The following is a 24532-nucleotide window of genomic DNA, read 5'->3' as shown; positions in this document are numbered from 1 at the left end:
CTACTCATTTACTTTTATGTTGTTAGCGATCACTTCGTTGTTCTCTGATTGTTCCTTAGCTGGTTCAACTTGAGCTGTTTTTTCTTCCTTCGGTGCTTCATCGTCACCTCCAGTTAACATACCTCCAAAACTCATAAATCCGATAGCCATTAAACCAGTAATGATAAAGGTAATACCTAAACCACGTAATGCTGGTGGTACGTTTGAATATCTAATTTTCTCGCGAATAGCGGCAATAGCAAGAATTGCTAAAAACCATCCAATTCCAGAACCGATACCATAAGTGGCAGCCAATCCTATCGTTTGAATTTCACGAGATTGCATGAATAACGACCCACCTAAAATCGCACAGTTTACAGCGATAAGCGGTAAAAAGATACCTAATGAGTTATATAATGAAGGTGAAAACTTTTCAACAACAATTTCTACCAATTGTACCATGGTTGCAATAGTAGCGATAAACATGATAAAAGATAGGAAGCTTAAATCGTAGCTCGCATATTCTTCTCCTAACCATTTTAAAGCACCTGGCTGAAGTAAATATTGATCCAATAACCAGTTTAATGGTACGGTGATCGCAAGTACGAAAATTACCGCTGCACCAAGTCCCACTGCTGTACTTACTTTTTTAGATACAGCAAGGTAAGAACACATCCCTAAGAACGTGGCAAATACCATGTTATCTATAAATATTGATTTTAAAAATAATTCTAAATGTTCCATGTTTTTTAGTTTTTAGTTTTTTGTTTTTAGTTAGTGGTAAATGACTATCAACCAATAACTATCAACTATCAACTATTTAATGATCTTCTACTAAAGCTTTGTTTCTTGTACGTTGTACCCAAATAATGATACCTACAACAATTAAGGCCATTGGTGATAATAACATAAATCCGTTATTCTCGTAACCGATAGCGTATAATCCTGTTTTCGCAATTGGATCACCCAATACTGGGAAACCTAATAAAGTTCCAGAACCTAATAATTCTCTAAAGAAACCAACGATGATAAGAATAACAGCATATCCTAAAGAGTTACCAATACCATCTAGGAAAGATTTCCAAGGGCCATTTGCTAAAGCGAAAGCTTCAAAACGTCCCATGATAATACAGTTGGTAATAATTAATCCTACGAAAACCGAAAGCGTTTTACTCAACTCGTAAGCAAAAGCTTTAAGTACCTGATCTACTATAATTACTAAAGCAGCTACAACAGTTAACTGTACAATAATTCTAATTTTAGAAGGAATGATGTTACGCATTAAAGAGATAACAACATTACCTAATCCTAATACAAACATTACAGAAATGGACATTACAATTGAAGCTTTTAACTCTGCCGTAATAGCCAGTGCTGAACAAATACCTAATACTTGAATCGTAATGGGGTTATTATCTGCTAATGGGTCTGTGATTAACTTTGTGTCTTTTTTTGATAAAAGTCCCATAGATTAATTATTTTTTAAATTATCGAAATAAGGTTTGTAAAGCTTCAAATCGCTTTTAATCATTGCTGTTACCCCATCACCTGTGATAGTAGCTCCTGCAATGGCATCAACCTCGTTATCTGTTTTATTTTCGTTTATTGGATCGGCATTTCCTTTAGCCACGGTAACACCTTTAAAGGTTCCGCTATCATCTAAAACATGTTCTCCAATAAAGTCATCCATAAAGTAACGCTGTTTAATATTCGCTCCTAATCCAGGTGTTTCACCTTTGTGATCGAAATAAGCCCCTTGAATGACCATGTTTTCATCTAAAGACACATAGCCCCAAATCGCATCCCATAATCCTTTACCATAAATTGGAATGATATAATGAGTCACCCCATCTTTTTCACCAACAAATAAAGGTAAGTTACGCTTAGCAGGATCACCACCAGCTGCAGCTTTATCCTTTTTAAGGTCTATTAAATAGGCTTGATCATCTTCTGAAACCTCACCATTTTTAATTACTAATTGTTTAGAGATGTATTTATTAAATAATTCAGGTGCATCTTGAGTTGAAACAAAGATGGCACTAGATTCATCATTATCATTTACGCCCATCGCATACAAAATATTTTGTTGCTTTTCTATACGTTGGTTTTCTGAAATTTTCGGACTTAAAGAAGACGCCGTAAATGCTAATAATGCGCCAACCACGATAACCATGGCTATGGCAAATATTATAGTATATGAATTTTTATCCGTTCTATTTTCCATGGTTAAGCCGTTTTTACTTTTAAACGTTTCTTTCTTTTCTTCACATTACCTTGTACAACGTAATGATCGATGGTTGGTGCAAAAACATTCATTAATAGAATGGCCAACATTACACCTTCTGGGTAGGCAGGATTGAATACACGAATTAAAATAGAAATGAATCCTACTAAGAAACCGTAATACCATTTACCTTTATTGGTTTGAGAAGCAGTTACTGGATCGGTAGCCATAAATACGGTACCAAAAGCAAAACCACCAATAAGTAAATGATGCCAAAATGGTGTACTCATTAATCCGTAAAACTTACTAGTTTCGGTAATAACACCAGCATCAACAACTTGGTTAAAAATAAGTCCTACTGCAAGGGCTCCAAGCACTGATGATAACATGATTCTCCAACTTCCAATTTTAGCAAAGATTAAGAACAAACCACCTAAAATAATTAATAAGGTAGAAGTCTCTCCAATGGAACCTGGAATAAATCCGAAGAACATATCGGCAACCGAATGGGCAACTTCTTTACCTTGTGCTAAACTACCTAAAATAGTTTCTCCAGAAACGGCATCTAGATTCTGTCCCGCTGCAATGGCTTGATCTCTAGCTACAGCACCTTCAACCCATACTTTATCTCCAGACATCCAAGTTGGATAAGCGAAGAATAAGAAAGCTCTAATAGTTAATGCAGGATTTAGAATGTTCATCCCTGTTCCTCCAAAAACTTCTTTACCTATAACAACACCAAAAATTACAGCTACTGCTAGCATCCATAATGGAATATCGATAGGCACAATTAACGGTACTAACATACCTGTTACCAAATAGCCTTCTTCAACTTCATGACCTTTAATGATGGCGAAAATAAATTCAATACCTAAACCAACACCGTAAGACACGATGACTAGTGGTAAAATTTTCCAAAAACCAACTAAAAAGTTATCTAAAGTCCAAAATTCCGGACTAAAAAACCCACCTGAAACCGCTTGAATACCATCAAAAGCAATGTGATGTTGGTATCCTGCATTGAACATACCAAAAATTAAACACGGTACCATAGCCATGATTACGGTATTCATGGTACGTTTTAAATCGTCGGCAGCTTTAATATGTGTTCCGTTATGAGTAACCTCATTAGGTAAAAATAAAAATGTATGAATGGCAGAAAAAGCAGGTAGCCACTTCTTCCCTTTATTTTTAACTTTAAAATTATGTAAATTATCTTTTAAACCCATTATCCTATCTCTTTTAGCATTAAGTCTAAACCTTCTCTAATTATTTTTTGATGTGGTTGTTTAGACACACAAACAAATTCTGTTAAGGCAAAATCTTCGGGAGCAACTTCGTACATCCCTAAAGCTTCCATTTCATCTAAATCCTTATACAAACATGCTTTTAAGATTTGTAATGGATAAATATCAAGAGGAAAAACCTCTTCATAAGTACCTGTCGTTACAAAAGCTCTATGCTCACCATTTGTATTGGTATTTAAATCGTAAACTTTTTTAGGATTTAACCATGAAAACGTTAATGCTCTTGAGGTAGACACCTTGTTAAACACCGGTTTTGTCCATCCGAAAAACTCGTAATCATCACCTTCTGGAATCACCGAAATTACGTTACTGTAGTAATCTAAGCTACCATCGGCTTTAATTTCTTTTCCTGTTAATACATTGCCAGAAATGATACGGTCATGACCAGCTTTATCGATACCTTTATCATAGATTATAGTAGAAACTTCACTACCAATAAGGGTTTTAAAATATCTTGGTTTTTGAACTGAAGATCCTACCAAGGCAACAATACGCTCGGCATTGAATTTCCCTGTTAGCAACAGCTCACCGATAATCACTAAATCCTGAGCGCCTATGGTCCAAACAACTTCACCTTTATTAACAGGATCAATTTTATTGATTTGGGTTCCAACATTTCCAGAAGGATGCGGACCAGAAACCTTATGTAAGGTAACGCCCTTCAATCCAGAAAGCGGTGAATTAGCAGTTGCACCAACTGAAACATGTACTGTACCTTCGGTAAGTTTACCTAAAGCAGTAACCGCAGCTTGTAGCTCGGCTTCTTTACCTTGTAAGGTAAAATCTAAATCGGCAGCTAAAGGAGCACTGGCATATCCTGAAATAAAAATCGCTTTTGGCGATCGCTCAGGGTTTGCAACCACGTCGTAAGGACGTTGTTTTACAAACGGCCAACATCCCGAAGCAAGCAAATGCGCTTTAACATCCTCTGGTTTAGCAGTTTCAACAGCAATCTTTCCAAAATCTTTGTAAGACTGTGTTTTATCGGCTTCAATTTTAATAGCGTCAATACGCCTTTTAGGTCCACGAATAACCTCAACGACTTTCCCCGAAACAGGAGAAACAAATATTAATTTTTCGTTGGACTTATCATGAAAAAGCGTATCTCCAGCTTGGACTGCAGTACCTTCTTTCGCAATAAGTTTAGGGATAATTCCATGGAAGTCTTCTGGCCTTATGGTACAGTAGTTGCTGATAATGGCTTGCTCGACCGTTTTCTCAGCTGCACCCTTAAGTTTAATATCCAGACCTTTTTTAATACGAATGTCGTTTGACATATTTATATTTATTGAAATTAGTTGTCTAAAAATTGCAGCAAATTTACAGAATTTCTTTAGTATTAATATCCATTGTATTCGTATTGTTTTATTATTTGTATCCATTCTAAATAACAACCTGTAAGCTCGGTACGAAATTTGCTATCTTTACATTCTTTTAAACAATTACCCCATGAAAATCAACCTTCTTTTGCTTACTATTTTTGGCCTTAACCTATCATTTAGTTATGCTCAAACACAAGAAACACCGCCTCCTGAATACATAAAAACCATACAATTTAAAGGATCTACAGCCGAAAACCAACTACCCATTATACCTTTAGGTGACCCCATTACTATAGAGTTTGATGCCTTAAACGGTGATGAAGATGACTTTTACTACAAAATCAAATACTACAATAGAGATTGGACCCCCTCTGTACTCATTCAAACCGAATACATGGATGGTTTCGACAACCAGCGCATAAGGGAGTATGAAAATTCGTTTAACACGTATCAGATTTTTTCACATTACAGGCTCACTATTCCAAACGACCAAACTAGAGGCTTAAAAATTTCAGGAAACTACATGTTATTTATCTATAATGGTGATAATGAACTTATGTTTTCTCAAAAATTTATGATCTATGAAAAATTAGCAGATGTAGGCATTGTACTAAAACGCGCTAGAGATATTTCTAATATTGAAGAAAAACAACGTGTAGAGCTTACGGTAGCTTCCAACCGTATTCAATTTAATAACCCTACCCAAACCGTAAATGCTGTAATTATTCAGAACAACAACTTAAAAACTGCGATAACCGATGTAAAACCTCAGTATGTATTAGGCAATCAATTGGTTTATAAATATGATTCTGAAACCAGCTTTTGGGCAGGTAACGAGTATTTATTTTTTGAAAATAAAGATGTAAGAGGTGCTAACAATAATATTCAATTTATCGATTTACAAGACTTATATCACAATTATTTATTCACCAACCAAAGTCGTGCCAACCAACCTTACACCTATTACCCAGACATTAATGGTAACTATGTAATTAATAACATAGACGCTTCCGACCCCAGTATTGAGGCCGACTACGTATGGGTACACTTTTCTTTACTTGCAGACGAAAACTTAAAGAACAAAGACATCCATGTTTATGGCACCTTCAACAATTATGCTATTGAAGATTTAACACGAATGACCTACGACGCCTCAAAAAATATCTTTACAGGAAGTATTCTACTCAAGCAAGGGTTTTACAACTACAAATATGTTGCAGTAGATTCTAATGGTAGCATTGACGAGAATTTAATAAGTGGTAACTTTTGGCAAACCGAAAACAACTATAAAGTTTTAGTATACTACAGGGACCTGGGAGCACGATATGATAGAATTATTGGTGTTAATGAAGGAACTTCCATAAATATTAGCAACTAAAATTGTAAATTATCTAATTTTTTAACCGAAGACGTTAAAATTTATGATTGGCATTTATAATTCATTACATTAGCCACCATTAACACCTAGTATATCAGCATTTAACATGGTTCAACAAGTTACAAAAGGCATAAAAATTTCCGTAAAAACGACTTACGAAGGTTCATTTTATAAAAACTATAAGATCCAATACGCTTTTGGCTATACCATAACCATTGAAAACCAAAGTAAAGATTCGGTCCAGCTCTTTGCAAGACATTGGGAAATTCTTGATGCTTTAAATCATATTGAAACCGTTTCTGGAGAAGGCGTTATAGGTAAAAAACCCGTTTTAAAGCCTGGTGAATCCCACACCTACTCTTCTGGTTGTTTATTAACATCGCCCTTAGGCGCCATGCACGGCCATTACAGTATGGTAAACTTTACAACCACGAAAAAGTTTCAGGTTACCATTCCTACCTTTAAATTAAGTGCTCCTTTTGCTATGAACTAAATTGCTGAATTTATTCGGTAATTGTCACATACAACAAATACATTCCAAGTAAAACAAGCCTCTATTAATAATTGATTATTTTTAGCAAGTATTTAATCAATAATCGGTATTACTATGATTAACGTGCTTATAACTGGGGCCACAGGAAACATTGGGCGGGAATTAATTACTTTTTTATGTCAACCCGACCAACAGATTACAGTGACTGCAGCTGTAAGAAGCCTCACTAAAGCAAAACAACTTTTTGCAGAACCACAAAAGCTAAAATTTACAACATTCGATTTTAAGGACCAATCCACCTTTAACACTGCGTTTGAAAACATCGACATTCTTTTTCTCCTCAGACCTCCTCATATTTCAAGTATCGAAGAATATTTCAATCCCCTGTTAAAGTCTGCCCAAAAAAAAGGGATTAAAAAAATTGTTTTTCTTTCTGTTCAAGGAGCTGAAAAGAGTAAAATCATTCCGCATAACAAAATTGAATCGTTAATTAAAGATTTTAATTTCGAATATATTTTTCTGCGACCCAGTTATTTTATGCAGAACTTAAGCACCACCTTACGCCCCGAAATATTAAAATCGCAAAGCATTACACTGCCTTCTGGTCATGCTAAATTTAACTGGATTGATATAAAAAACATAGCCGAAGTAGCATCCATAGTACTTACTACATTTGACGGTCACAAAAATAGTATCATCGAACTTACAGGGTCTGAAAATAAAAGTTTTTATGAAGCTACCGCTTTATTGAATCAAGTGACGGGCCTACACATAAGTTTCAACAGTATAAATCCGATACGATTCTATTTCAAAAAAAAGAAAGAAGGCCTCAATAAAGACTTCGCCTTAGTTATGACGCTATTACATTTTTTACCCAGACTAGAAAAAGAACCTAAAATTTCTAACAACTACAAGCAGTTAACGGGAAAGAAACCTATTACTCTAACCGAATTCTTCAAAAGAGAAAAAGCACAGTTTACACAAAGCCTATGAAAAAGTTAAAATTTCCTTCAGCACAAACCTTATTATTCATTATTGCTGGATTAGTAGCTTTATTAACATGGGTTGTTCCTGCAGGGAAATACGATAGTCTTTCTTACAACGCTTCAAGTCAAACTTTTACAAAAACCAGTCTTGACAACACCTTCGAACTTCCTGCTACCACAGAAACCTTAAACAATCTTGGTATAAAAATTCCTTTGGAAAAATTTACTAGTGGCGCCATTTATAAACCCATCGGGATTCCTCATTCGTACAAAGCGCTTCCGGCGAATTCTCAAGGATTTTTTGATTTAGTGAAAGCTCCTATAAAAGGTATTATTGAAGCTGCAGATATCATTTTTCTCATATTAATTATAGGCGGTTTAATTGGCATTATGAACTTAACCGGTGCCTTTGATGCTGGCATTGCCTGGACAGCCAAAATACTTAAAGGCAAAGAATACCTTTTAATTATTTTGGTAACCACTATTATAGCATTAGGAGGAACCACATTTGGCCTTGCTGAAGAAACCATGGCGTTCTACCCGATTTTAATCCCCGTTTTCTTAGCTGCAAAATATGATGCCATAGTTGGAGTAAGCTGTATATTTTTAGGTTCGGCTATTGGAACCATGTGCTCCACGGTTAACCCGTTTTCAACAATAATCGCTTCAGATGCTGCAGGAATTAATTGGACCACTGGTTTACAAAATCGGTTAATTATGCTTGTGCTTTGTTTAAGTATTACCATAATTTACATTCTTCGCTATGCGAAACGCGTAAAAAACAATCCTTCAAAATCTATCATATACAATCAAAAAGAAGATATTGAAGCCCGTTTTAAAATTAAAACCAATAGTTACACTAAGTTTTCGGGACGACTAAAAGCGATTACCTTTGTTTTTTCTGCATCATTTGTGGTTATGATTATTGGGGTTTCTTTTTTAGACTGGTGGTTTATTGAAATGACCACGACCTTTTTAATAAGTGCCATCATTATTGGAGTTTTAGCAAAAATTAAAGAAAAAATATTCATTGAAAGTTTTGTAAAAGGTGCGGCCGATTTATTAAGCGTCGCCTTTATTGTTGGCATCGCTAGAGGTGTCACTATTCTTATGCAAGATGGCCTTATTAGCGACACCCTTTTATTTCACGCCAGCACTATTACTGAAGGCATGCCCAAAGCGCTTTTCACAAATTTCATGCTATTTATTTATGCGGGACTCTCGTTTTTTATGCCTTCGTCTTCAGGAATGGCTGTATTAACGATGCCTGTAATGGCACCCCTTGCCGACACCGTTAATTTAGGCAGAGAAGTTATTGTGAACACCTACCAATATGGCATGGGACTCTTGTATTTAATTAGTCCTACGGGATTAATTCTTGCTGCCTTAGCTATTGTTAATATCGGATTTAATAAATGGCTAAAGTTTGTACCCCCACTACTCATCATATTAACCTTAACAACCATGGCGTTTTTAAGTCTCTCAGTTTATTTATAATTAAGAAGATGACACCCGTTGAAAATTAAAAATATAGGTGTTTTGCTTTACCTGAAAGCTTTTACAATTAGAAAAAGGCAAAAACTCATAATCTGAATCGAAACAAAACGCCTTTTTATCTATCTCAAATTGAGCATCACAATCCACCCTACCGTAGGGTGAAATACGTCTGAATCGAAAAAAAGAATCGTCATCTGTTTTATGAAGTTCAAACCAAGCTCCACCACCTCTTTTGACAACAGATTACCTTTCAAGTTCGGCTGAAAATCTTTTAACCTATCTAAAAAACACCTTAGGTTTTCACTTTTTTGAGAGCCTTTAAATTCTGAGATATCACCGCTTTCTAAAACTTTAAAAATGGTATTCTCCGTATCACTTAACAGAACATTACCTACCGTACTTGAGGTAAATCTTTGCATTTTTTTGAGCTGCTTTCGAATGCGAGCATCGGTTACTGAAGCCAACAAGGTATCGGCTACGAAACGCGCACAGTTAGAAGCTTCCCTTTTAAAAGCAGCATAGCGAACTGCCTTTTGACCTTGTAAATTTAATATGAATGAATGGGCCTTATTGTAATCAACTGAACTACAAACGGAAGCTAACATCGCCCCTTCTCCATGGGTGATTTTGGGATGCGTTGCTAAATATTTTAGAATGTCATTTAGGTTTGTAATATCGTCCCTATCCATTTCTGCTTTAAAAGGCATGCGCAATTGGTTATCGGTTTCATGACTGCGAACACGGCCGTATGGCTCTGGCACGATATAGCGACCAAAATCGTAATAATCTAAAGCACCTGAATTTTTTTCAATTAAAACCAAAGCGGCATGTCCCGCTCTCACATAATTTTTAGTCCCAACCCCTAAAAATCTCAAATACGGTGCATACCATTCTTTTGGCAACCTCACCACCGCATCGGGATAAGCTAGAGTTATAATAATTCCAGTATTAACCATGCAAAGCCGATTTTTGAAAATCGAACACCTCTTCGGAAACCATTTTGTTTTCAAGGGTTTCGTATCGCATTTTCACCACATCATTGTATTTTTCAACCTGAGTGATGCTGGTCGTTTTCACAAAACCACGATCCATGATTACACCATAATCACGATTTTTTCCTCCTGCCGATTTGTGAAACGTCAAGATTTGCCCTGCACGCCTATCATTTCCAATTAAAAAATCGTGAAACCAACACTGTCGTTCTTTTTTCATCGCTTCGGTATACAAGGTTGAAGACGACCAAATTTTGGGTTTTAATGGCAGCTTCTCAAAATGTTTTTTTGCACCATCCCAAACCAGTTCAAAAAATTGAAGATGCGTATTCCAATCTACAATAACCACCGTAAAAGGTTCAATATCCTTAAAATTGTAGTTTTCAACATCTTCGACAACATCCTCCATAAGCATCAAATCTTTAGCTACAAGTCCGCGACTTTTGCGGTACATCGCTTTACGCTCGTGCAAAGCAAAACCACCATTAAGCAGGCAAACCAATCGCTTTTTTTCACTAACACCAACCCAAGTTCCACCAGACCTTGGGTCTTCAGGAAATAAAAGTTTTGTGTTTTCTAATGAAGAAAATCTTGGAATAACCGCAGGCCGATTGGGAGATTCGTCGCGATTTGAAGTCAATATAAAACCGGCAGTATGGACTGGAAATAAACTTACGGTACACATAAAATGATTAGTCAGAAAAAAGTTGAGCCAACTTACAAAAAATATTTAACAGACAGCTATTTCAAAGTGACCCACATATTATTAAGCCAAAGCCTGGTAAGGCTTCACAAAACAACACTTTACAAGATTATTAAAATCTTACTCCCTATCTTTAAAATTATGCTTAATTTTATTCTTTAAAACAGCTTTTTTTAGCTTATTCAATTTTCAATGAAAAAATTACTATTCACCCTATGGATAGCTTTGCCATTATTAACTTTTGGACAAGCTAGCAAACTATACAGACAAGCCTTAAGATCTTCCGATTTATCTGAAAGAATTTCGTTATTAAATGAAGTTATCAAACTAGAACCCAAAAACTTAGATGCTTATTTTCAACGCGCCTTGGCTAAAAACAATTCGGAAGATTTCTACGGAGCCATTGTAGATTACTCTAAAATTATTGCCGAACAACCAGACGCCGACTCCTATTATAACCGTGGAAATTCCAGGTACAGCGTTAAAGATTACGCTGAAGCTAAAGAAGATTATGCCAAAGCCTATCTTTTGGATGACAGTTTTATTGACGCCCTTTACAGCTTAGCCTGCGTACGCTTAGATTTAGAAGAATATGACAAAGCCATTAAAGATTTCGATAAAGTCATTAAAAAAATCCCTGGGCAACCAAAAACTTATATTTTAAGAGCAACCGCCTATAAGGCTTTAGAGAATTACCAAAAGGCCTTTAACGATTATTCTACAGCGATTTTAATTGAAGCCAGTCCAGAAAACTTCTATGAAAGAGGCGTGTTTTTTATGGATGTAACGCGCTACCAAGAAGCCCACAACGATTTTACCAAAAGCATCATTTTAGACGACAACAATCCGTTTGCCTACTTTTATAGAGGAGCTTCCAGTTTATTTCTTAAAAAAGATGCTAATTCGGTTACGGATTTTGAAAAAGTATTAAAATTTGATTCTAATGATTTTGATGCCCATCTTGGCCTTGCCATGGCCTATTTAAACTTAAACGATAAAGTAAAAGCCAAATACCATTTTAATAAAGCCAACAACATTTTAAACTTAGGGGCCAACATTTCAAGTATTGAAGCTTATAGCGATACGTATTGGTTTCAACACCAATATTTCTTTTTCAATAAAGCGATTACTGAATTGGTAAAACTATAAGTTTAGCCGCGGTACTTTAGGGGTAAATGCACTACTTTTTTAGTTTCAAAAAAGTCTTCATTATAATAATCACCTAAATTATAAATGGTCGTGGTACGGTAATCTTTTAGTTCTTCGGTTAAATCGCCACCTTTTAAATATAGAATACCATTTTTTAATTCATGTTTTTGTTCTTTGGCGATTTTGCCTTTTACCCAATGTACAAAAGTTGGCATAATGGCAACAGCGCGACTTACTATAAAATCGAATTGCTCATCAATAGCTTCCACGCGACTATGGGTTGTTTTTACATTGTTTAGCCCTAGGCCTTCCACAACTTCATTTACTACTTTAAGTTTTTTAGCAATACTATCAACCAAATGAAAAGAACATTCAGGAAACATTATGGCTAAAGGGATACCAGGAAAACCACCACCTGTACCAACATCTAAAATATGACTTCCGTCTTTAAAAGAAATTACTTTAGCAATACCTAAAGCATGTAGGACGTGTCGCAAGTACAATTCATCAATATCTTTTCTTGACACTACATTAATTTTTAAATTCCAGTCTTGATAGAGGGATTCTAATAGTGAAAACTTATTGATCTGGTCTTCTGTAAGATTAGGAAAGTACTTTAAGATGAGTTCCATGTATTGTTAAATTTTCAACAAAAATATAGCTTTTAAACCCATTTTTTTACAAAAAATTGGTAATACTTAACTTTGTTTATTCCTATCTTTGCGCAGAATATGGCGTAACGAATTGATTTTTATACCATGTTAATTAAATTATAGTATGACTAAACAAGCTTTATCTTTTTCAAGAACAGATTCGGCAAAATTTTTCCGAACATTAAATAAACGCGTCAATGATTATTTTAAAGAGAATAACATTAAACGCACCGGAAACTGGAAACTGTACCTAAAAGCAGTGGTTATGTTTGCCTTGCTTATTGTACCGGTTGTATTAGTTTTAAGCCTTGATATGCCATGGTGGGCACAAATTTTATGTATGATTACAACAGGCATTGGTATGGCTGGGGTTGGCATGAATGTGATGCACGACGCCAATCACGGATCTTTTTCAAGCAAAAAGTGGGTGAACAAATTAATGGGAAGCAGTATTTATATTTTAGCTGGAAACGATTATAACTGGAAGGTACAACACAACGTGCTTCATCACACATATACCAATATTCAAGGTCATGATGAAGATATTGATGCAGGAAGAATTATCCGTTTTTCAAAACACACAAAATGGCTAAGAATTCATAAATACCAACGCTTTTACGCCTTCTTTTTGTATGGTTTATTAACTGCAAACTGGGCCATTACAACCGATTTTATACAGACATACAATTATCTAAAAAGAAAATTAGCTTACGGCAAACTTCCTAACCCAGCTACCCAATGGACTAAACTTATAATTGGTAAGATTATATATTATTTGATTTGGATAGTACTCCCTATTTCATTAGGATTTGCTTGGTGGCAGGTTTTAATAGGTTTCTTCGTGATGCACTATACTGCTGGTATCATTTTAAGCGTTATTTTTCAATTAGCCCATGTCATGCCAAATACAGAAATGCCGGTACCCGATGAAAATGGCAACATGAAAAACACTTGGGCAATTCATCAATTATTCACCACCTCTAACTTTTCACCAAAAAGTTGGTTCGCCGAGTTTTATACTGGTGGTTTAAACAGACAAGTAGAGCACCATTTATTTGCTCATATTAGCCATATACATTATAGTAAAATAGCTAAAATTGTAAAAGAAACAGCAAATGAATACCGTTTACCTTATAACGAATATTCTACCTTTTGGCAAGCCGTTTCAGAACACTATAACCAACTAAAAGTTTTAGGTAAAAAACCTAATTTCGCATAAATTTCAAACCACACAATAACAAATAATTTACATGCAATTACTATCTGATAGAATTTTAAACATGGCAACCTCTGCAACGTTGGCAATGGCTGCTAAAGCGAGAGAACTTAGAGGAGAAGGAAAAGACATTATAGGTTTAAGTCTTGGAGAGCCAGATTTTAATACTCCAGATTTCATTAAAGACGCTGCCATTCAAGCGATTAATGAAAACTACAACTCTTACTCGCCTGTTGATGGTTATGCCGATTTAAAGGAAGCCATCATCACTAAATTCAAACGTGATAACAATTTAACCTACACCCTTGCTCAAATTGTAGTGTCTACAGGAGCAAAACAAGCGCTAGCCAACATTGCTGGTGTGATGTTAAACAATGGCGATGAAGTTATTTTACCTTGTCCTTACTGGGTAAGTTACTCTGATATTGTAAAATTAAATGACGGTGTACCTGTAGAAGTAAAAACGACTATTGATACCGACTTTAAAATGACTCCAGAGCAACTTGAAGCAGCGATTACGCCTCAAACAAAAATGATTTGGTTCAGTTCGCCTTGTAACCCAAGTGGATCGGTTTATAGTAAATCGGAATTAAGAGCTTTAGCTGATGTACTTGTAAAGCACCCAAATATTTACGTGGTTTCAGATGAAATTTACGAACACATCAACTACGGTGAAGGTCATGCTAGTATCGCTGAGTTTGAAGATATGTATAACAATACCATTACTGTTAATGGAGTTTCTAAAGCCTTTGCCATGACAGGATGGCGTGTTGGATACATTGGTGCTCCAGAGAAAATTGCTCGTGCTTGTAACAAACTACAAGGACAAATAACAAGTGGTACAAACTGTATTGCACAACGCGCCGTAATTACAGCTTTAAACGAGCCACCAACTCGTGTACAATACATGATTGACGAATTTAAAGTACGTCGTGATTTAATCTTAGACCTTTTAAATGATGTTGAAGGTTTTAAAACAAACACTCCTGAAGGTGCTTTTTATGTTTTCCCTAACGTAACACATTACTTCGGAAAGACCTTAAGAGGAAAGAAAATTAACAACGCTACAGATTTCTCTTTATACCTATTAGAGGAAGCGCTTGTAGCTACTGTTGCAGGTGAAGCTTTTGGAAATCCAGATTGTATCCGAATTTCTTATGCTGCTTCTCAAGATCAAATCATTGAAGCGATTAAAAGAATAAAAGCTGCGGTAAGCAAATAAAACACTTACCCATTTTATAAAACAAAAAAGCTACTGTTAGAAATTCAGTAGCTTTTTTTTATGCACATTTTTCAGTGCTATAAATGTATGATTTGCAATTTACGATGAAAAAACATTAACGATTTCTCCAAAAGAAAGGTGTAAACAAAATAAGCACGGTAAACAACTCGAGTCTACCTATTAACATTAAAAACGAAGCCCACCATTTCCCCAAATCAGGTAATAACGCATAGTTATTAACAGGTCCGAAATCGCCAAATGCAGGCCCTACGTTTCCTAAAGTAGATGCCGCTAAACCAATAGCCGATTTAAACTCTAAGCCAAACATAGAGAACACTAAGGCTCCAATAATAAAGGACAACATATAAAGAATAAAAAAGGCTAAAACGTTAAACACAATAAATCGGTTAATCGCCTTTCCGTTATACCTTACTGGTACGATAGCATTTGGATGCAGGGTGCGTTTAAATTCTAAAAATCCGTTTTTAATTAAGATGAGATGACGTACCACTTTAACGCCACCTGAAGTACTTCCCGCAGAACCACCTAAAAACATGAGTCCGAAAAAGAAAACCACCAAAAATGGTGTCCATAAAGTATAATCGGCTGAAACAAAACCTGTTGTTGTAACTATCGAAAGTACCTGAAAAAGAGCATGCCTAAAGGCACTTTCTGCCTGTCCCCAAACAATAGGATGATGTATGGAGGAGATACTCAAATCGGCATGAAAATAAATGATAACTGCAGCAATTAAGGTAAAAATGGAGATGAATTTAAAGTACAATTTAAACTCTTCATCATGTAATATTTTCTGAAACCTCCCTTTAAAGGCAAAATAACTCAATACGAAATTGGAACCTGCTAGAAACATAAATAAGCAAATAATGTATTGTATAATAGGCTGATGATTCCAGTAAGCCACACTAGCGTTTTTAGTTGAAAACCCTCCCGTAGACAAAGTACACATCGCATGGTTAATCGCATCAAAAAACGACATTCCTGCTAAATTTAACAGAATAGTTTCTGCTGCCGTATAGCTAAAATAAATAAGCCATAAACGCTTCGCTGTATCCGTTATACGCGGGTGTAATTTATCACCACTCGGCCCTGGCGCTTCGGCTGCAAAAAGTTGCATCCCTCCAATACCTAACAACGGAAGTATTGCAATAGCCAAAACGATAATCCCCATACCGCCAATCCAGTGTGTTAAACTCCTCCAAAACAAGATACCTTTAGGAATGACTTCAATATCATTTAAGATAGAAGCCCCTGTAGTAGTATAACCCGACATGGTTTCAAAAAAAGCATCGGTAAAACTCGGAATACTTTCCGTTATCACATAAGGTAAGGTTCCCGAAAGCGACATGATTACCCATCCAAACGCTACCACAATATACCCTTCTCGCTTATTCATGACTTTCTCGTGGTTTCTTGTAAAAAACATTACGATAGCGCCAAGAACCATAGTTAATAGACCTGCTATGAATATTTGTGAAGTAACCCCGTCTTTGTAAAGTAAGCTAACCAAAGAAGAAACTAGCATAAAACCGCCATTAAACAATAATAGCAATCCTAAAAAGTGAAAGATAATTTTAAAATTGAGTTTCAAAATGAGTACCGATTAATAGGTCAAATTTAAATAAATAATTTTTCAACGCGTTTTATAGATTTCAATAAACAACAAACCACCACGCGATCTCCGGCTTGAATTTTAAAATTACCCAAAGCAATCATACCTACACCGTTTCTTATAACCCCTCCTATAATAGCCGATCTAGGAAAATCGATAGATTTAATAGATTTATTACAAACTGCAGAACTACTTTTAACCTCAAACTCCAATAGCTCAGCATTCAAATTACTCAGTTTGGTCATGGCTACCACTTCCCCACGTCGAATATATCTAAAGATATTATTGGCTGCTAATAACTTTTTATTGATTAAAGTGTCAATACCTATTGAATGTGACAGATCGAAATAATCCATATTTTCAACTAAAGCGATGGTTTTTTTAACCCCTTTAGATTTAGCGACTAAACAGGACATGATATTGGTTTCCGAATTTGGACCCACCGCAATAAAGGCATCCATATCACCAATATTTTCTTCATCTAACAAATCGGCATTACGCCCATCACTATTAATTACAAGTACTTTGGTTAATACGTCGGCTAAATCGAAGGCACGGTCTCTATCCCCTTCAAGTAATTTTACATTAAAACCTTTGGAGCTCAAATCGCGAGCCGTTTTAAAACCAATTTGTCCCCCGCCTAAAATCATAACATCTTTAATCTCTCGATTTACCTTTCCAGAGAGTTTACAAAGCTCTTCAGCACCACCTTCAGAAGTTATAAAAACCACACTATCGCCACGCTTAAAAACAGTATCGCCACGAGGAATGGTAGTATACTGAGTTCCAAAACGCTGAATAGCAATGGGTACAAAATGAATTTCAGGAAATATTTCAGCAGCTTCCTTTACTGTTTTTCCAACAAAATTAGCCGAACTCGACAGGGTTAATCCCGCCATGGTAAGTGCGCCTTCTTCAAACTCGTATGTTTCATTAAACGACGATTGTTTTAAAGATAATTCAATCTCGGATGCGGCTAAGGCTTCGGGAGAGATTAACTCGTCAATTCCAAATTTGGTAAATCCTACCTCATCTTTAAAATGAATAAACTCCGTATTAGAAATTCTGGCAATGGTACGATTGGCTCCTAATTGTTTGGCCAATACACAAACAGTAATATTAGTGGTTTCGCTGGAGGTTACGGCTATAAACAAATCACATGAATCGACACGCGCTTCTCTTAAAATAGCTATCGAAGTAGCATCTCCTTTAACAACACGAATGTCTAATTGATTATCGGCGTGTGCTAAACTTTTTTTATTTGGGTCTATTAAAGTTATTTCTTGAGATTCGTAAGACAATAATTTTGCCAAATGAAATCCAACTTCACCTGCACCCGCAATTATTATTTTCATTTTTCTGTTATCATAAAAAAGTAACACAAATATAGTATAAAATATAGGGCACCACATAAAATTGAAACAATATAATTATTTGGTTAGCTATTGTGTAAACCTTTACTAAAAGTTTATATTTGTCAAAAAAAAATTCAACTTGTCAAAAGTAAAACCATACAAAAACAGCGCTTTAGGTAAAAAAGAACAGGTCACTAAAATGTTTGATAATATTTCCAGTGATTATGATGGCTTAAACCGCGTGATTTCCTTCGGAATTGACATAAAATGGCGTCAAAAAGTAGTTAAAATCGTAAAAAACAGTAATCCAGATAGCATTTTAGACATTGCTACCGGCACTGGAGATTTAGCCATTAACCTTGCTGAAACAGATGCTACAAAAATTGTAGGATTAGACATTAGCAGCGGTATGTTGGAAATTGGCAAGGAAAAAGTTAAAAAGAAGGGCTTAGAGTCTAAAATTGAAATGGTTTTAGGCGATAGTGAAAATTTGCCTTTTAAAAATGATACTTTCGATGCTATTACCGTAGCTTTTGGTGTTAGAAATTTTGAAACTTTAGAAAACGGACTCAAAGAAATTTACCGCGTTTTAAAACCTAATGGAACTTTTGTGATTTTAGAAACCTCTGTTCCTACAAAAACACCATTTAAACAAGGGTACCGTTTATATACTAAAAATATTCTACCCCTAATTGGAAAAATATTTTCTAAAGACCGAAGTGCCTACAAATATTTATCGGAATCGGCTTCTGTTTTTCCTCATGGTGAAGCTTTAAACAATATTTTAAGAAAAATTGGGTTTATTAATGTTGAAGATTTTCCACAAACTTTGGGCGTGGCAACTATTTACAAATCATCTAAGTAAACATATGAAGCATTTTTTTGCACTAATCGCCTTCCTACTCATATTTCAAACTTCAAACGCTCAGCTTTTTAGCCGAGAAAAAGTGCCCTATGACGCCAATCAAGGGCGAGGATCTACTGACTACGATTTATTACGATGGGGCTATTATTTAGGAATGAACAGCTACGATTTTAATTTCGATTATCACGAAGACCTCACCGATATTTATGTTAAAAGAGAGCCTGGTTTTAGTGTGGGTTTAATTGGAAACTTACGCATCAATAAATTTATCGATCTACGTTTAGAGCCTGGACTTAATATTACAACTCGAGAATTACGTTATAGCGAAGATTATTTTGATGGCATGAGTTATACCGATGCAGACTTAGTTAGAGAAGTAAAATCGACATACATACACGTTCCTTTATTGATTAAAGTTTCTACAAAACGTATTAATAACTTTAAACCTTTTGTTGTGGGTGGTTTTTCTACAGCCATTAACTTATCAAGTAATCAAGATAACCCTGAAGACAATTCTAGCGGGCAATTTAGAACCAAAACATCCCCTTTATTTTATGAACTAGGCTTCGGAATTGATTTTTACTTATATAATTTCAAATTCACACCTTCGGTACGTGGTATTTTTGCGATTAGCGATGAATTGGTTAGAGATGAAGACCCTAACAGCCCTTGGACAAGCAATATTGCCAGTATGAAAACCCGCGGGGTATTTTTAAACTTTACATTTCAGTAAGATTGACTCTTGACTCTTGACTCTTGACTCTTGACTCTTGACTCTAAAGATGTTTTTTTTTCAATTTAACCTGCAATCATTTTTTACACCAATTAGCTCGAAAAGCCCTATAATCTAAACCTACAAACTTTATTTTGCACGCTTAAATTCACTTAAAAGAATAGCTGTTGCTGTGGCAACATTTAAACTTTCAGTCGCCTGTAAATCGCCAAATCTAGGAATCGACACTTTTTTAGTGATCACATTTTCAATGGCTTCAGAAATACCGTTAGCCTCGTTACCCATTACCAATACACCCTGTTCTGGGAGCGCGCTGGAATAAACATTTTCTCCTTCCATAAAAGCGCCAAAAACAGGCATGGTTTGATTTTCCAGAAAACGCTCTAAATCCAAATAACTCACATTAACACGAGTTATGGAGCCCATGGTCGCTTGTATAACCTTCGGATTGAAGCAATCGACAGTGTTTTTACTGCAAACCAATTCTTTAACACCAAACCAATCACACAACCGTATAATGGTTCCTAAATTCCCTGGATCTCTAACATCATCCAGTGCTACCACCAATCCGTTGGTTTGTATAGCTTTAATTTTAGGAATTTTAAAAAGCGCTAGAGCCTTATTAGGAGTAGTTAAGAAACTAATCTTTTTTAATTCGGCAGCTGTAATTAAAACTTCCTTTTCTGATTTGTCTTCAAAAGATTCTGTGGTATAGAGTTGGTAAAGTTCCAATTCAGAATTTAACAATTCAGCAATCCCTTTAAGGCCTTCAACAACAAAAAAACCATGTTGAAGCCTATATTTTTTTTGCTTTAAACTCGTTATTAATTTAATCTGACTCTTAGAAAGCATAATCTTTTTATAATTTCTATAAAGAAAAGAAAATAATTAAAAATTTTACTTAGTCCCGAATTAAATAAATACATTTTTTAGCTTAAATACCTTATTTTTGAAACATCATTAGCTTCAAAAACCAAAATCATTTAAAAACTCTAAATTAACAATTTTCATTTGAAAAACCAGCATTTTAAAATATTCATTTTAACATTATTTACAGGACTAATTTTTTCGTGCGACACTGTAAAGAGAGTTAATGAAGGAGCGCTGTTGTTAACAGAAAACGAAGTGTTTGTTAATGATAAAAAAGACAAGTCGGAAACCATTGAAAACCTACTCTACCAACATCCAAACCGAAATACTTTAGGCGTTCCTCTGCGCTTACATTTATATAATACGGCACGCCCCAATCGCGATTCTATATTTGAAGCTTGGTTAGACAAAAAACCGAAACGACCTGAACGTTTAAAAAAAATGTATTCACAAAAACAGGTAGACAATTTAAAAAAATCGGCACTTAACTTTAACAATTGGCTTAAAGAAAAAGGGGAAGCACCAGTAATTGTTAATGAAGCAAAATCAAAAAAATCGACTAATCGTTTGGAAGCCTACTATATTAACAATGGTTGGTTTAACGCAGAGGCGCAATACGAAGTTATAAAAAAGGAAAACAAGCGTGCCGAAATTAAATATAACGTTCAAACAGGAACCGCATTTATAATTGATTCGATTTCTGAAATCATTAAATCTCCTAAAGTCAAAACGCTTTATGAGCAATACAAATCGAAATCCTTATTAAAAACGAACGAACAATATAAAACCTCAAATTTCGACGAGGAGCGCAGTCGAATTTCTACCAGCCTAAGAAATTCTGGAGTATATCATTTTAATCAAGACTATATTACTTTTGAAATTGATACCATTGGTACGAACAAAAAAGTTAATGTTGGACTTACCATTCTAGATCGATCTATAAGGGATCACGACTCTGTTATTCGCCAACCTTTTGAAGTTTACACCATTAGAGATGTAAACGTAATTACCGATTACAGCTATGAAAACCGCGGAAAACCTTTTCAGGATTCCACTTCTTTTAATGGGTATAAATTCTATAGTTATAACAAAATGCGCCACAGCCCAAAAGCGATTGCCAATGCCATTTTTATAAAACCTGGAGATGTTTTTAGAGACCGCGATATGATAAGCACTTATAGGCACTTAAAAGAATTAAGAACGTTTAGATACCCAAATATTGAAGTTACCGAAAGACTAGATAACACCATTACAGATACCATTTTACTAACACCACTAAAGCGATTTAGTTTGGGGTTTAGCACCGACGTATCCACTAGTAACATTCAAACACTAGGCTTTTCTTTGAACCCGAGTTTGCTTATGAGAAACCTTTTTAGAGGTGCCGAAACCTTAGAAATTGCAGGAAAAGGCTCTGTTGGTTCCTCAAAAGACAAAAACAATCCGAATGATGCTTTTTTCGATATTATCGAATATGGTGTCGATTTTAGACTTACATTTCCGAGGTTCTTCTCCCCTTTTTACACCAAGCACCTCATCCCTAAATACATGTCGCCAACAACTAATATTAGTTTAACCATGTCCAGCCAAACCAATATTGGTCTCGATAAACAAACCTTTGGTGGTATTTTTAATTACAATTGGACACCTAATAAAACCGTAACCAATAGAGTTGACGTGTTTAATTTGCAGTATGTACAAAACCTAAATGTTGACGCATACTTCGATGTATATCAAAATTCATACGCATCGTTAAACGAAATTGCTCAAGATGTTAATTACATAGCACCTGATGAAAATTTAGCCATTCCAGACGGAGCCAATGATTTTATTGATTATGCAACAAGCAATCCAACACCTCCAGAGTTTTCTAATAGCCAGTCGGCAACAGTAAATAGCATCAGTGAGCGTAAAAACCGACTAACCGAAAACAACTTAATTCTTTCTTCTAGCTGGAGCGTTATTGTTAATGAGCGTCAGAGTCTTTTTGATGAAGATTATTATATTTTACGTTTTAAACTCGAACCTGCTGGTAACTTACTTTCCCTAGGCGCTGGTTTATTAAATCTTAAAAAAGACGATGAAGGCAGAAATAAACTCTTTAATGTCGCTTATTCTCAATTTATAAAATCGGAAGTTGAATACACCAAACACTGGGACTTAGGTAAAAAAAACGTGCTTGCCTTTCGTAGTTTTCTAGGAATCGCGATTCCTTATGGAAATTCCAAAAGCATTCCTTTTTCTCGAAGTTTTTTTGCAGGAGGCCCTAACGATAACAGAGCATGGACAGCGTACAGCCTTGGCCCGGGAAGTTCTCAAACCACTAACGAGTTTAACGAAGCTAATTTTAAACTAGCCTTTAATGCCGAACAGCGCTTCCATATTTTGGAGAAATTTTATGGTGCCGCATTTGTTGATGTTGGTAACATCTGGAACGTTTTAGATAATGTAACCGATGAAGGCGCCACATTTACAGGGTTTAAGTCCCTAGAAGACTTAGCCGTAGGTTCTGGATTCGGACTTCGATACGACTTTAGTTTTTTTGTTTTTAGATTTGATGTAGGGTTTAAAACCTATGACCCTTCTTATGGCCAAGAAAACAGATGGTTTAAAGATTATAACTTCTCAAATGCTGTATATAATATAGGTATTAACTACCCTTTTTAAGCTGCTTTTTAAGCTCATGTCACTACAACGTTTTAGTATCATTTTTGCTTTTTATCAAAGCAAAAGACCAATAAAATACTTAAAAATTGATTACTTTTATACTTTACTAACTTTGAATTATATTTTTTAAAAATGGGACACAATATTAAACCAGGAGTAGCTACAGGACAAGAAGTTCAAGCTATATTCAAACATGCAAAAGATAATAACTACGCACTTCCAGCTGTTAACGTTATAGGATCAGATACCATTAATGGTGTTTTAGAAACAGCTAGAGACTTGAACGCTCCTGTAATCATTCAGTTTTCAAATGGTGGTGCTCAATTTAATGCAGGTAAAGGTTTAAGTAACGACGGACAAAAAGCTGCTATTGCTGGTGGTGTTGCAGGTGCAAAACACGTTCATACCTTAGCGGAAGCATATGGTGTTCCTGTAATTTTACATACAGACCACTGTGCAAAGAAATTATTACCTTGGATTGATGGATTATTAGATGCTAGTGAAAAACATTTCGCTGAAACTGGAAAACCGCTTTTCAGCTCTCATATGATTGATTTATCTGAAGAACCTATTGAAGAAAACATTGCCATTTGCAAAACGTATTTAGAGCGTATGAGCAAGATGGGCATGACTTTAGAGATTGAGTTAGGTATTACTGGTGGTGAAGAAGATGGAGTTGATAATTCGGATGTAGATGATTCAAAATTATACACGCAGCCTGAAGAAGTTGCCTATGCTTATGAAGAACTAAGTAAAGTAAGTTCTCAATTTACAATTGCCGCTGCTTTTGGTAATGTTCACGGGGTTTACAAACCAGGAAACGTAAAGTTAACACCTAAAATTTTAAAGAATTCCCAAGAATACATTTCTAAAAAATACAATGTAGAACACAACCATATCGACTTTGTATTTCATGGTGGATCGGGTTCTACAGTAGAAGAAATTCGTGAAGGTATTAGCTATGGTGTAATTAAAATGAATATTGATACCGACTTGCAATACGCATTCATGACCGGTATTAGAGATTATATGGGAGAAAAATCGGAATACTTAAAATCTCAAATCGGAAACCCTGATGGGGATGACTCTCCAAATAAAAAATATTACGACCCAAGAGTTTGGCTTCGTGAAGGCGAAAAAACATTTGTAGCTCGTTTAAAAAAGGCTTTTGAAGATTTAAACAACGTAAATACTTTATAGTATCAAGTTAATTTTACTACAAATATCCATTAAAGGTTCTGCGATAAGCAGAACCTTTTTTTTACTACAAATTTGTTTTTCAACAATTTAC

22 protein-coding genes and 1 pseudogene are annotated in these 24532 nt (G+C 35.4%); 11 read left to right on the top strand and 12 right to left on the bottom strand.

What is annotated here, in order from left to right:
* From nqrE to C1A40_RS11385, 5 genes are all read right to left on the bottom strand, one after another.
* Entirely contained in the window at positions 1–723 is a 723-nt protein-coding gene (gene nqrE, locus C1A40_RS11405) for an NADH:ubiquinone reductase (Na(+)-transporting) subunit E (RefSeq protein ID WP_067149865.1), read from the bottom strand.
* A 76-nt stretch (positions 724–799) separates the two neighbouring features.
* The gene (locus C1A40_RS11400) at positions 800–1447 is read right to left on the bottom strand and encodes an NADH:ubiquinone reductase (Na(+)-transporting) subunit D (protein ID WP_102996001.1); all 648 of its coding nucleotides are present in this window, start codon (positions 1445–1447) and stop codon (positions 800–802) included.
* 3 nt (positions 1448–1450) lie between these two features.
* A complete protein-coding gene (locus C1A40_RS11395) occupies positions 1451–2203 on the bottom strand; it encodes a Na(+)-translocating NADH-quinone reductase subunit C (protein WP_102996000.1) in 753 nt (250 codons plus the stop codon).
* A 2-nt stretch (positions 2204–2205) separates the two neighbouring features.
* Positions 2206–3432 carry an NADH:ubiquinone reductase (Na(+)-transporting) subunit B gene (locus C1A40_RS11390; RefSeq protein ID WP_102995999.1) on the bottom strand — a complete coding sequence of 409 codons (1227 nt, stop codon included), beginning with the start codon at positions 3430–3432 and terminating at the stop codon, positions 2206–2208.
* Positions 3432–4787, bottom strand: coding sequence for a Na(+)-translocating NADH-quinone reductase subunit A (locus C1A40_RS11385; protein ID WP_102995998.1), 1356 nt, complete (start codon positions 4785–4787; stop codon positions 3432–3434). The genes C1A40_RS11390 and C1A40_RS11385 overlap by 1 nt, the downstream gene beginning before the upstream one ends.
* Before the next feature lie 172 nt (positions 4788–4959).
* On the opposite strand from C1A40_RS11385, the gene C1A40_RS11380 reads away from it, so the two are divergent.
* From C1A40_RS11380 to C1A40_RS11365, 4 genes are all read left to right on the top strand, one after another.
* Positions 4960–6210: a type IX secretion system plug protein gene (locus tag C1A40_RS11380; RefSeq protein WP_102995997.1), complete on the top strand. Its 1251-nt coding sequence runs from the start codon at positions 4960–4962 to the stop codon at positions 6208–6210.
* Positions 6211–6316: 106 nt separating this feature from the next.
* The gene (apaG, locus tag C1A40_RS11375) at positions 6317–6703 is read left to right on the top strand and encodes a Co2+/Mg2+ efflux protein ApaG (RefSeq protein WP_102995996.1); all 387 of its coding nucleotides are present in this window, start codon (positions 6317–6319) and stop codon (positions 6701–6703) included.
* Positions 6704–6817: 114 nt separating this feature from the next.
* Positions 6818–7696 (top strand): NmrA family NAD(P)-binding protein, encoded by an 879-nt coding sequence (locus tag C1A40_RS11370; RefSeq protein ID WP_102995995.1) that lies wholly within the window; start codon positions 6818–6820, stop codon positions 7694–7696.
* On the top strand, positions 7693–9186 hold the full coding sequence (locus C1A40_RS11365; protein ID WP_102995994.1) for a YfcC family protein: 1494 nt from the start codon (positions 7693–7695) through the stop codon (positions 9184–9186). The genes C1A40_RS11370 and C1A40_RS11365 overlap by 4 nt, the downstream gene beginning before the upstream one ends.
* On the opposite strand, the pseudogene C1A40_RS18835 reads toward C1A40_RS11365, so the two are convergent.
* The 3 genes and pseudogenes from C1A40_RS18835 to C1A40_RS11355 form a co-directional block, all read right to left on the bottom strand.
* Positions 9187–9354 (bottom strand): annotated as a pseudogene (locus C1A40_RS18835) (DUF6695 family protein); the annotation flags it as partial.
* Positions 9306–10142 (bottom strand): DUF6695 family protein, encoded by an 837-nt coding sequence (locus C1A40_RS11360; protein WP_241910393.1) that lies wholly within the window; start codon positions 10140–10142, stop codon positions 9306–9308. The pseudogene C1A40_RS18835 and the gene C1A40_RS11360, both read right to left, overlap by 49 nt.
* On the bottom strand, positions 10135–10863 hold the full coding sequence (locus C1A40_RS11355; protein WP_102995993.1) for an NRDE family protein: 729 nt from the start codon (positions 10861–10863) through the stop codon (positions 10135–10137). Before C1A40_RS11355 ends, C1A40_RS11360 begins: the two co-directional genes overlap by 8 nt.
* A gap of 210 nt (positions 10864–11073) precedes the next feature.
* Between C1A40_RS11355 and C1A40_RS11350 the strand changes: the two genes are divergently transcribed.
* Complete coding sequence (locus C1A40_RS11350) at positions 11074–12030, top strand: tetratricopeptide repeat protein (protein ID WP_102995992.1); 957 nt, start codon at positions 11074–11076, stop codon at positions 12028–12030.
* 2 nt (positions 12031–12032) lie between these two features.
* On the opposite strand, the gene rsmG is transcribed toward C1A40_RS11350, so the two are convergent.
* Entirely contained in the window at positions 12033–12662 is a 630-nt protein-coding gene (gene rsmG, locus C1A40_RS11345) for a 16S rRNA (guanine(527)-N(7))-methyltransferase RsmG (RefSeq protein WP_102995991.1), read from the bottom strand.
* A gap of 145 nt (positions 12663–12807) precedes the next feature.
* On the opposite strand from rsmG, the gene C1A40_RS11340 reads away from it, so the two are divergent.
* Together C1A40_RS11340 and C1A40_RS11335 are read left to right on the top strand one after the other, a co-directional pair.
* Complete coding sequence (locus tag C1A40_RS11340) at positions 12808–13902, top strand: fatty acid desaturase family protein (RefSeq protein WP_102995990.1); 1095 nt, start codon at positions 12808–12810, stop codon at positions 13900–13902.
* A gap of 31 nt (positions 13903–13933) precedes the next feature.
* Positions 13934–15121, top strand: a complete 1188-nt coding sequence (locus tag C1A40_RS11335) for a pyridoxal phosphate-dependent aminotransferase (RefSeq protein ID WP_102995989.1) — start codon at positions 13934–13936, stop codon at positions 15119–15121.
* Positions 15122–15236: 115 nt separating this feature from the next.
* Here C1A40_RS11335 and C1A40_RS11330 read toward each other — a convergent pair whose 3' ends face one another.
* On the bottom strand, positions 15237–16664 hold the full coding sequence (locus C1A40_RS11330; protein ID WP_241910392.1) for a TrkH family potassium uptake protein: 1428 nt from the start codon (positions 16662–16664) through the stop codon (positions 15237–15239).
* Positions 16665–16756: 92 nt separating this feature from the next.
* Positions 16757–18163, bottom strand: a complete 1407-nt coding sequence (gene trkA, locus C1A40_RS11325; protein WP_102995987.1) for a Trk system potassium transporter TrkA — start codon at positions 18161–18163, stop codon at positions 16757–16759.
* An 82-nt stretch (positions 18164–18245) separates the two neighbouring features.
* Here trkA and ubiE point away from each other — a divergent pair, with 82 nt between their 5' ends.
* Positions 18246–18971, top strand: a complete 726-nt coding sequence (ubiE, locus tag C1A40_RS11320) for a bifunctional demethylmenaquinone methyltransferase/2-methoxy-6-polyprenyl-1,4-benzoquinol methylase UbiE (RefSeq protein ID WP_102995986.1) — start codon at positions 18246–18248, stop codon at positions 18969–18971.
* 4 nt (positions 18972–18975) lie between these two features.
* Positions 18976–19704: a type IX secretion/gliding motility protein PorT/SprT gene (porT, locus tag C1A40_RS11315; RefSeq protein WP_102995985.1), complete on the top strand. Its 729-nt coding sequence runs from the start codon at positions 18976–18978 to the stop codon at positions 19702–19704.
* Between the two features lie 129 nt (positions 19705–19833).
* Here porT and C1A40_RS11310 read toward each other — a convergent pair whose 3' ends face one another.
* Positions 19834–20556, bottom strand: a complete 723-nt coding sequence (locus C1A40_RS11310; protein ID WP_102995984.1) for a TrmH family RNA methyltransferase — start codon at positions 20554–20556, stop codon at positions 19834–19836.
* A 159-nt stretch (positions 20557–20715) separates the two neighbouring features.
* Between C1A40_RS11310 and tamL the strand changes: the two genes are divergently transcribed.
* Together tamL and fbaA are read left to right on the top strand one after the other, a co-directional pair.
* The gene (gene tamL, locus C1A40_RS11305) at positions 20716–23241 is read left to right on the top strand and encodes a translocation and assembly module lipoprotein TamL (protein ID WP_102995983.1); all 2526 of its coding nucleotides are present in this window, start codon (positions 20716–20718) and stop codon (positions 23239–23241) included.
* A 132-nt stretch (positions 23242–23373) separates the two neighbouring features.
* Positions 23374–24441: a class II fructose-bisphosphate aldolase gene (gene fbaA, locus C1A40_RS11300; RefSeq protein ID WP_102995982.1), complete on the top strand. Its 1068-nt coding sequence runs from the start codon at positions 23374–23376 to the stop codon at positions 24439–24441.
* Positions 24442–24532: the final 91 nt, after the last annotated feature.

This window comes from Tamlana carrageenivorans (genome assembly GCF_002893765.1).
In the GTDB taxonomy this organism is placed as follows: Bacteria; Bacteroidota; Bacteroidia; order Flavobacteriales; family Flavobacteriaceae; genus Pseudotamlana; species Pseudotamlana carrageenivorans.
This window is presented reverse-complemented; position numbering and strand designations above follow the sequence as displayed.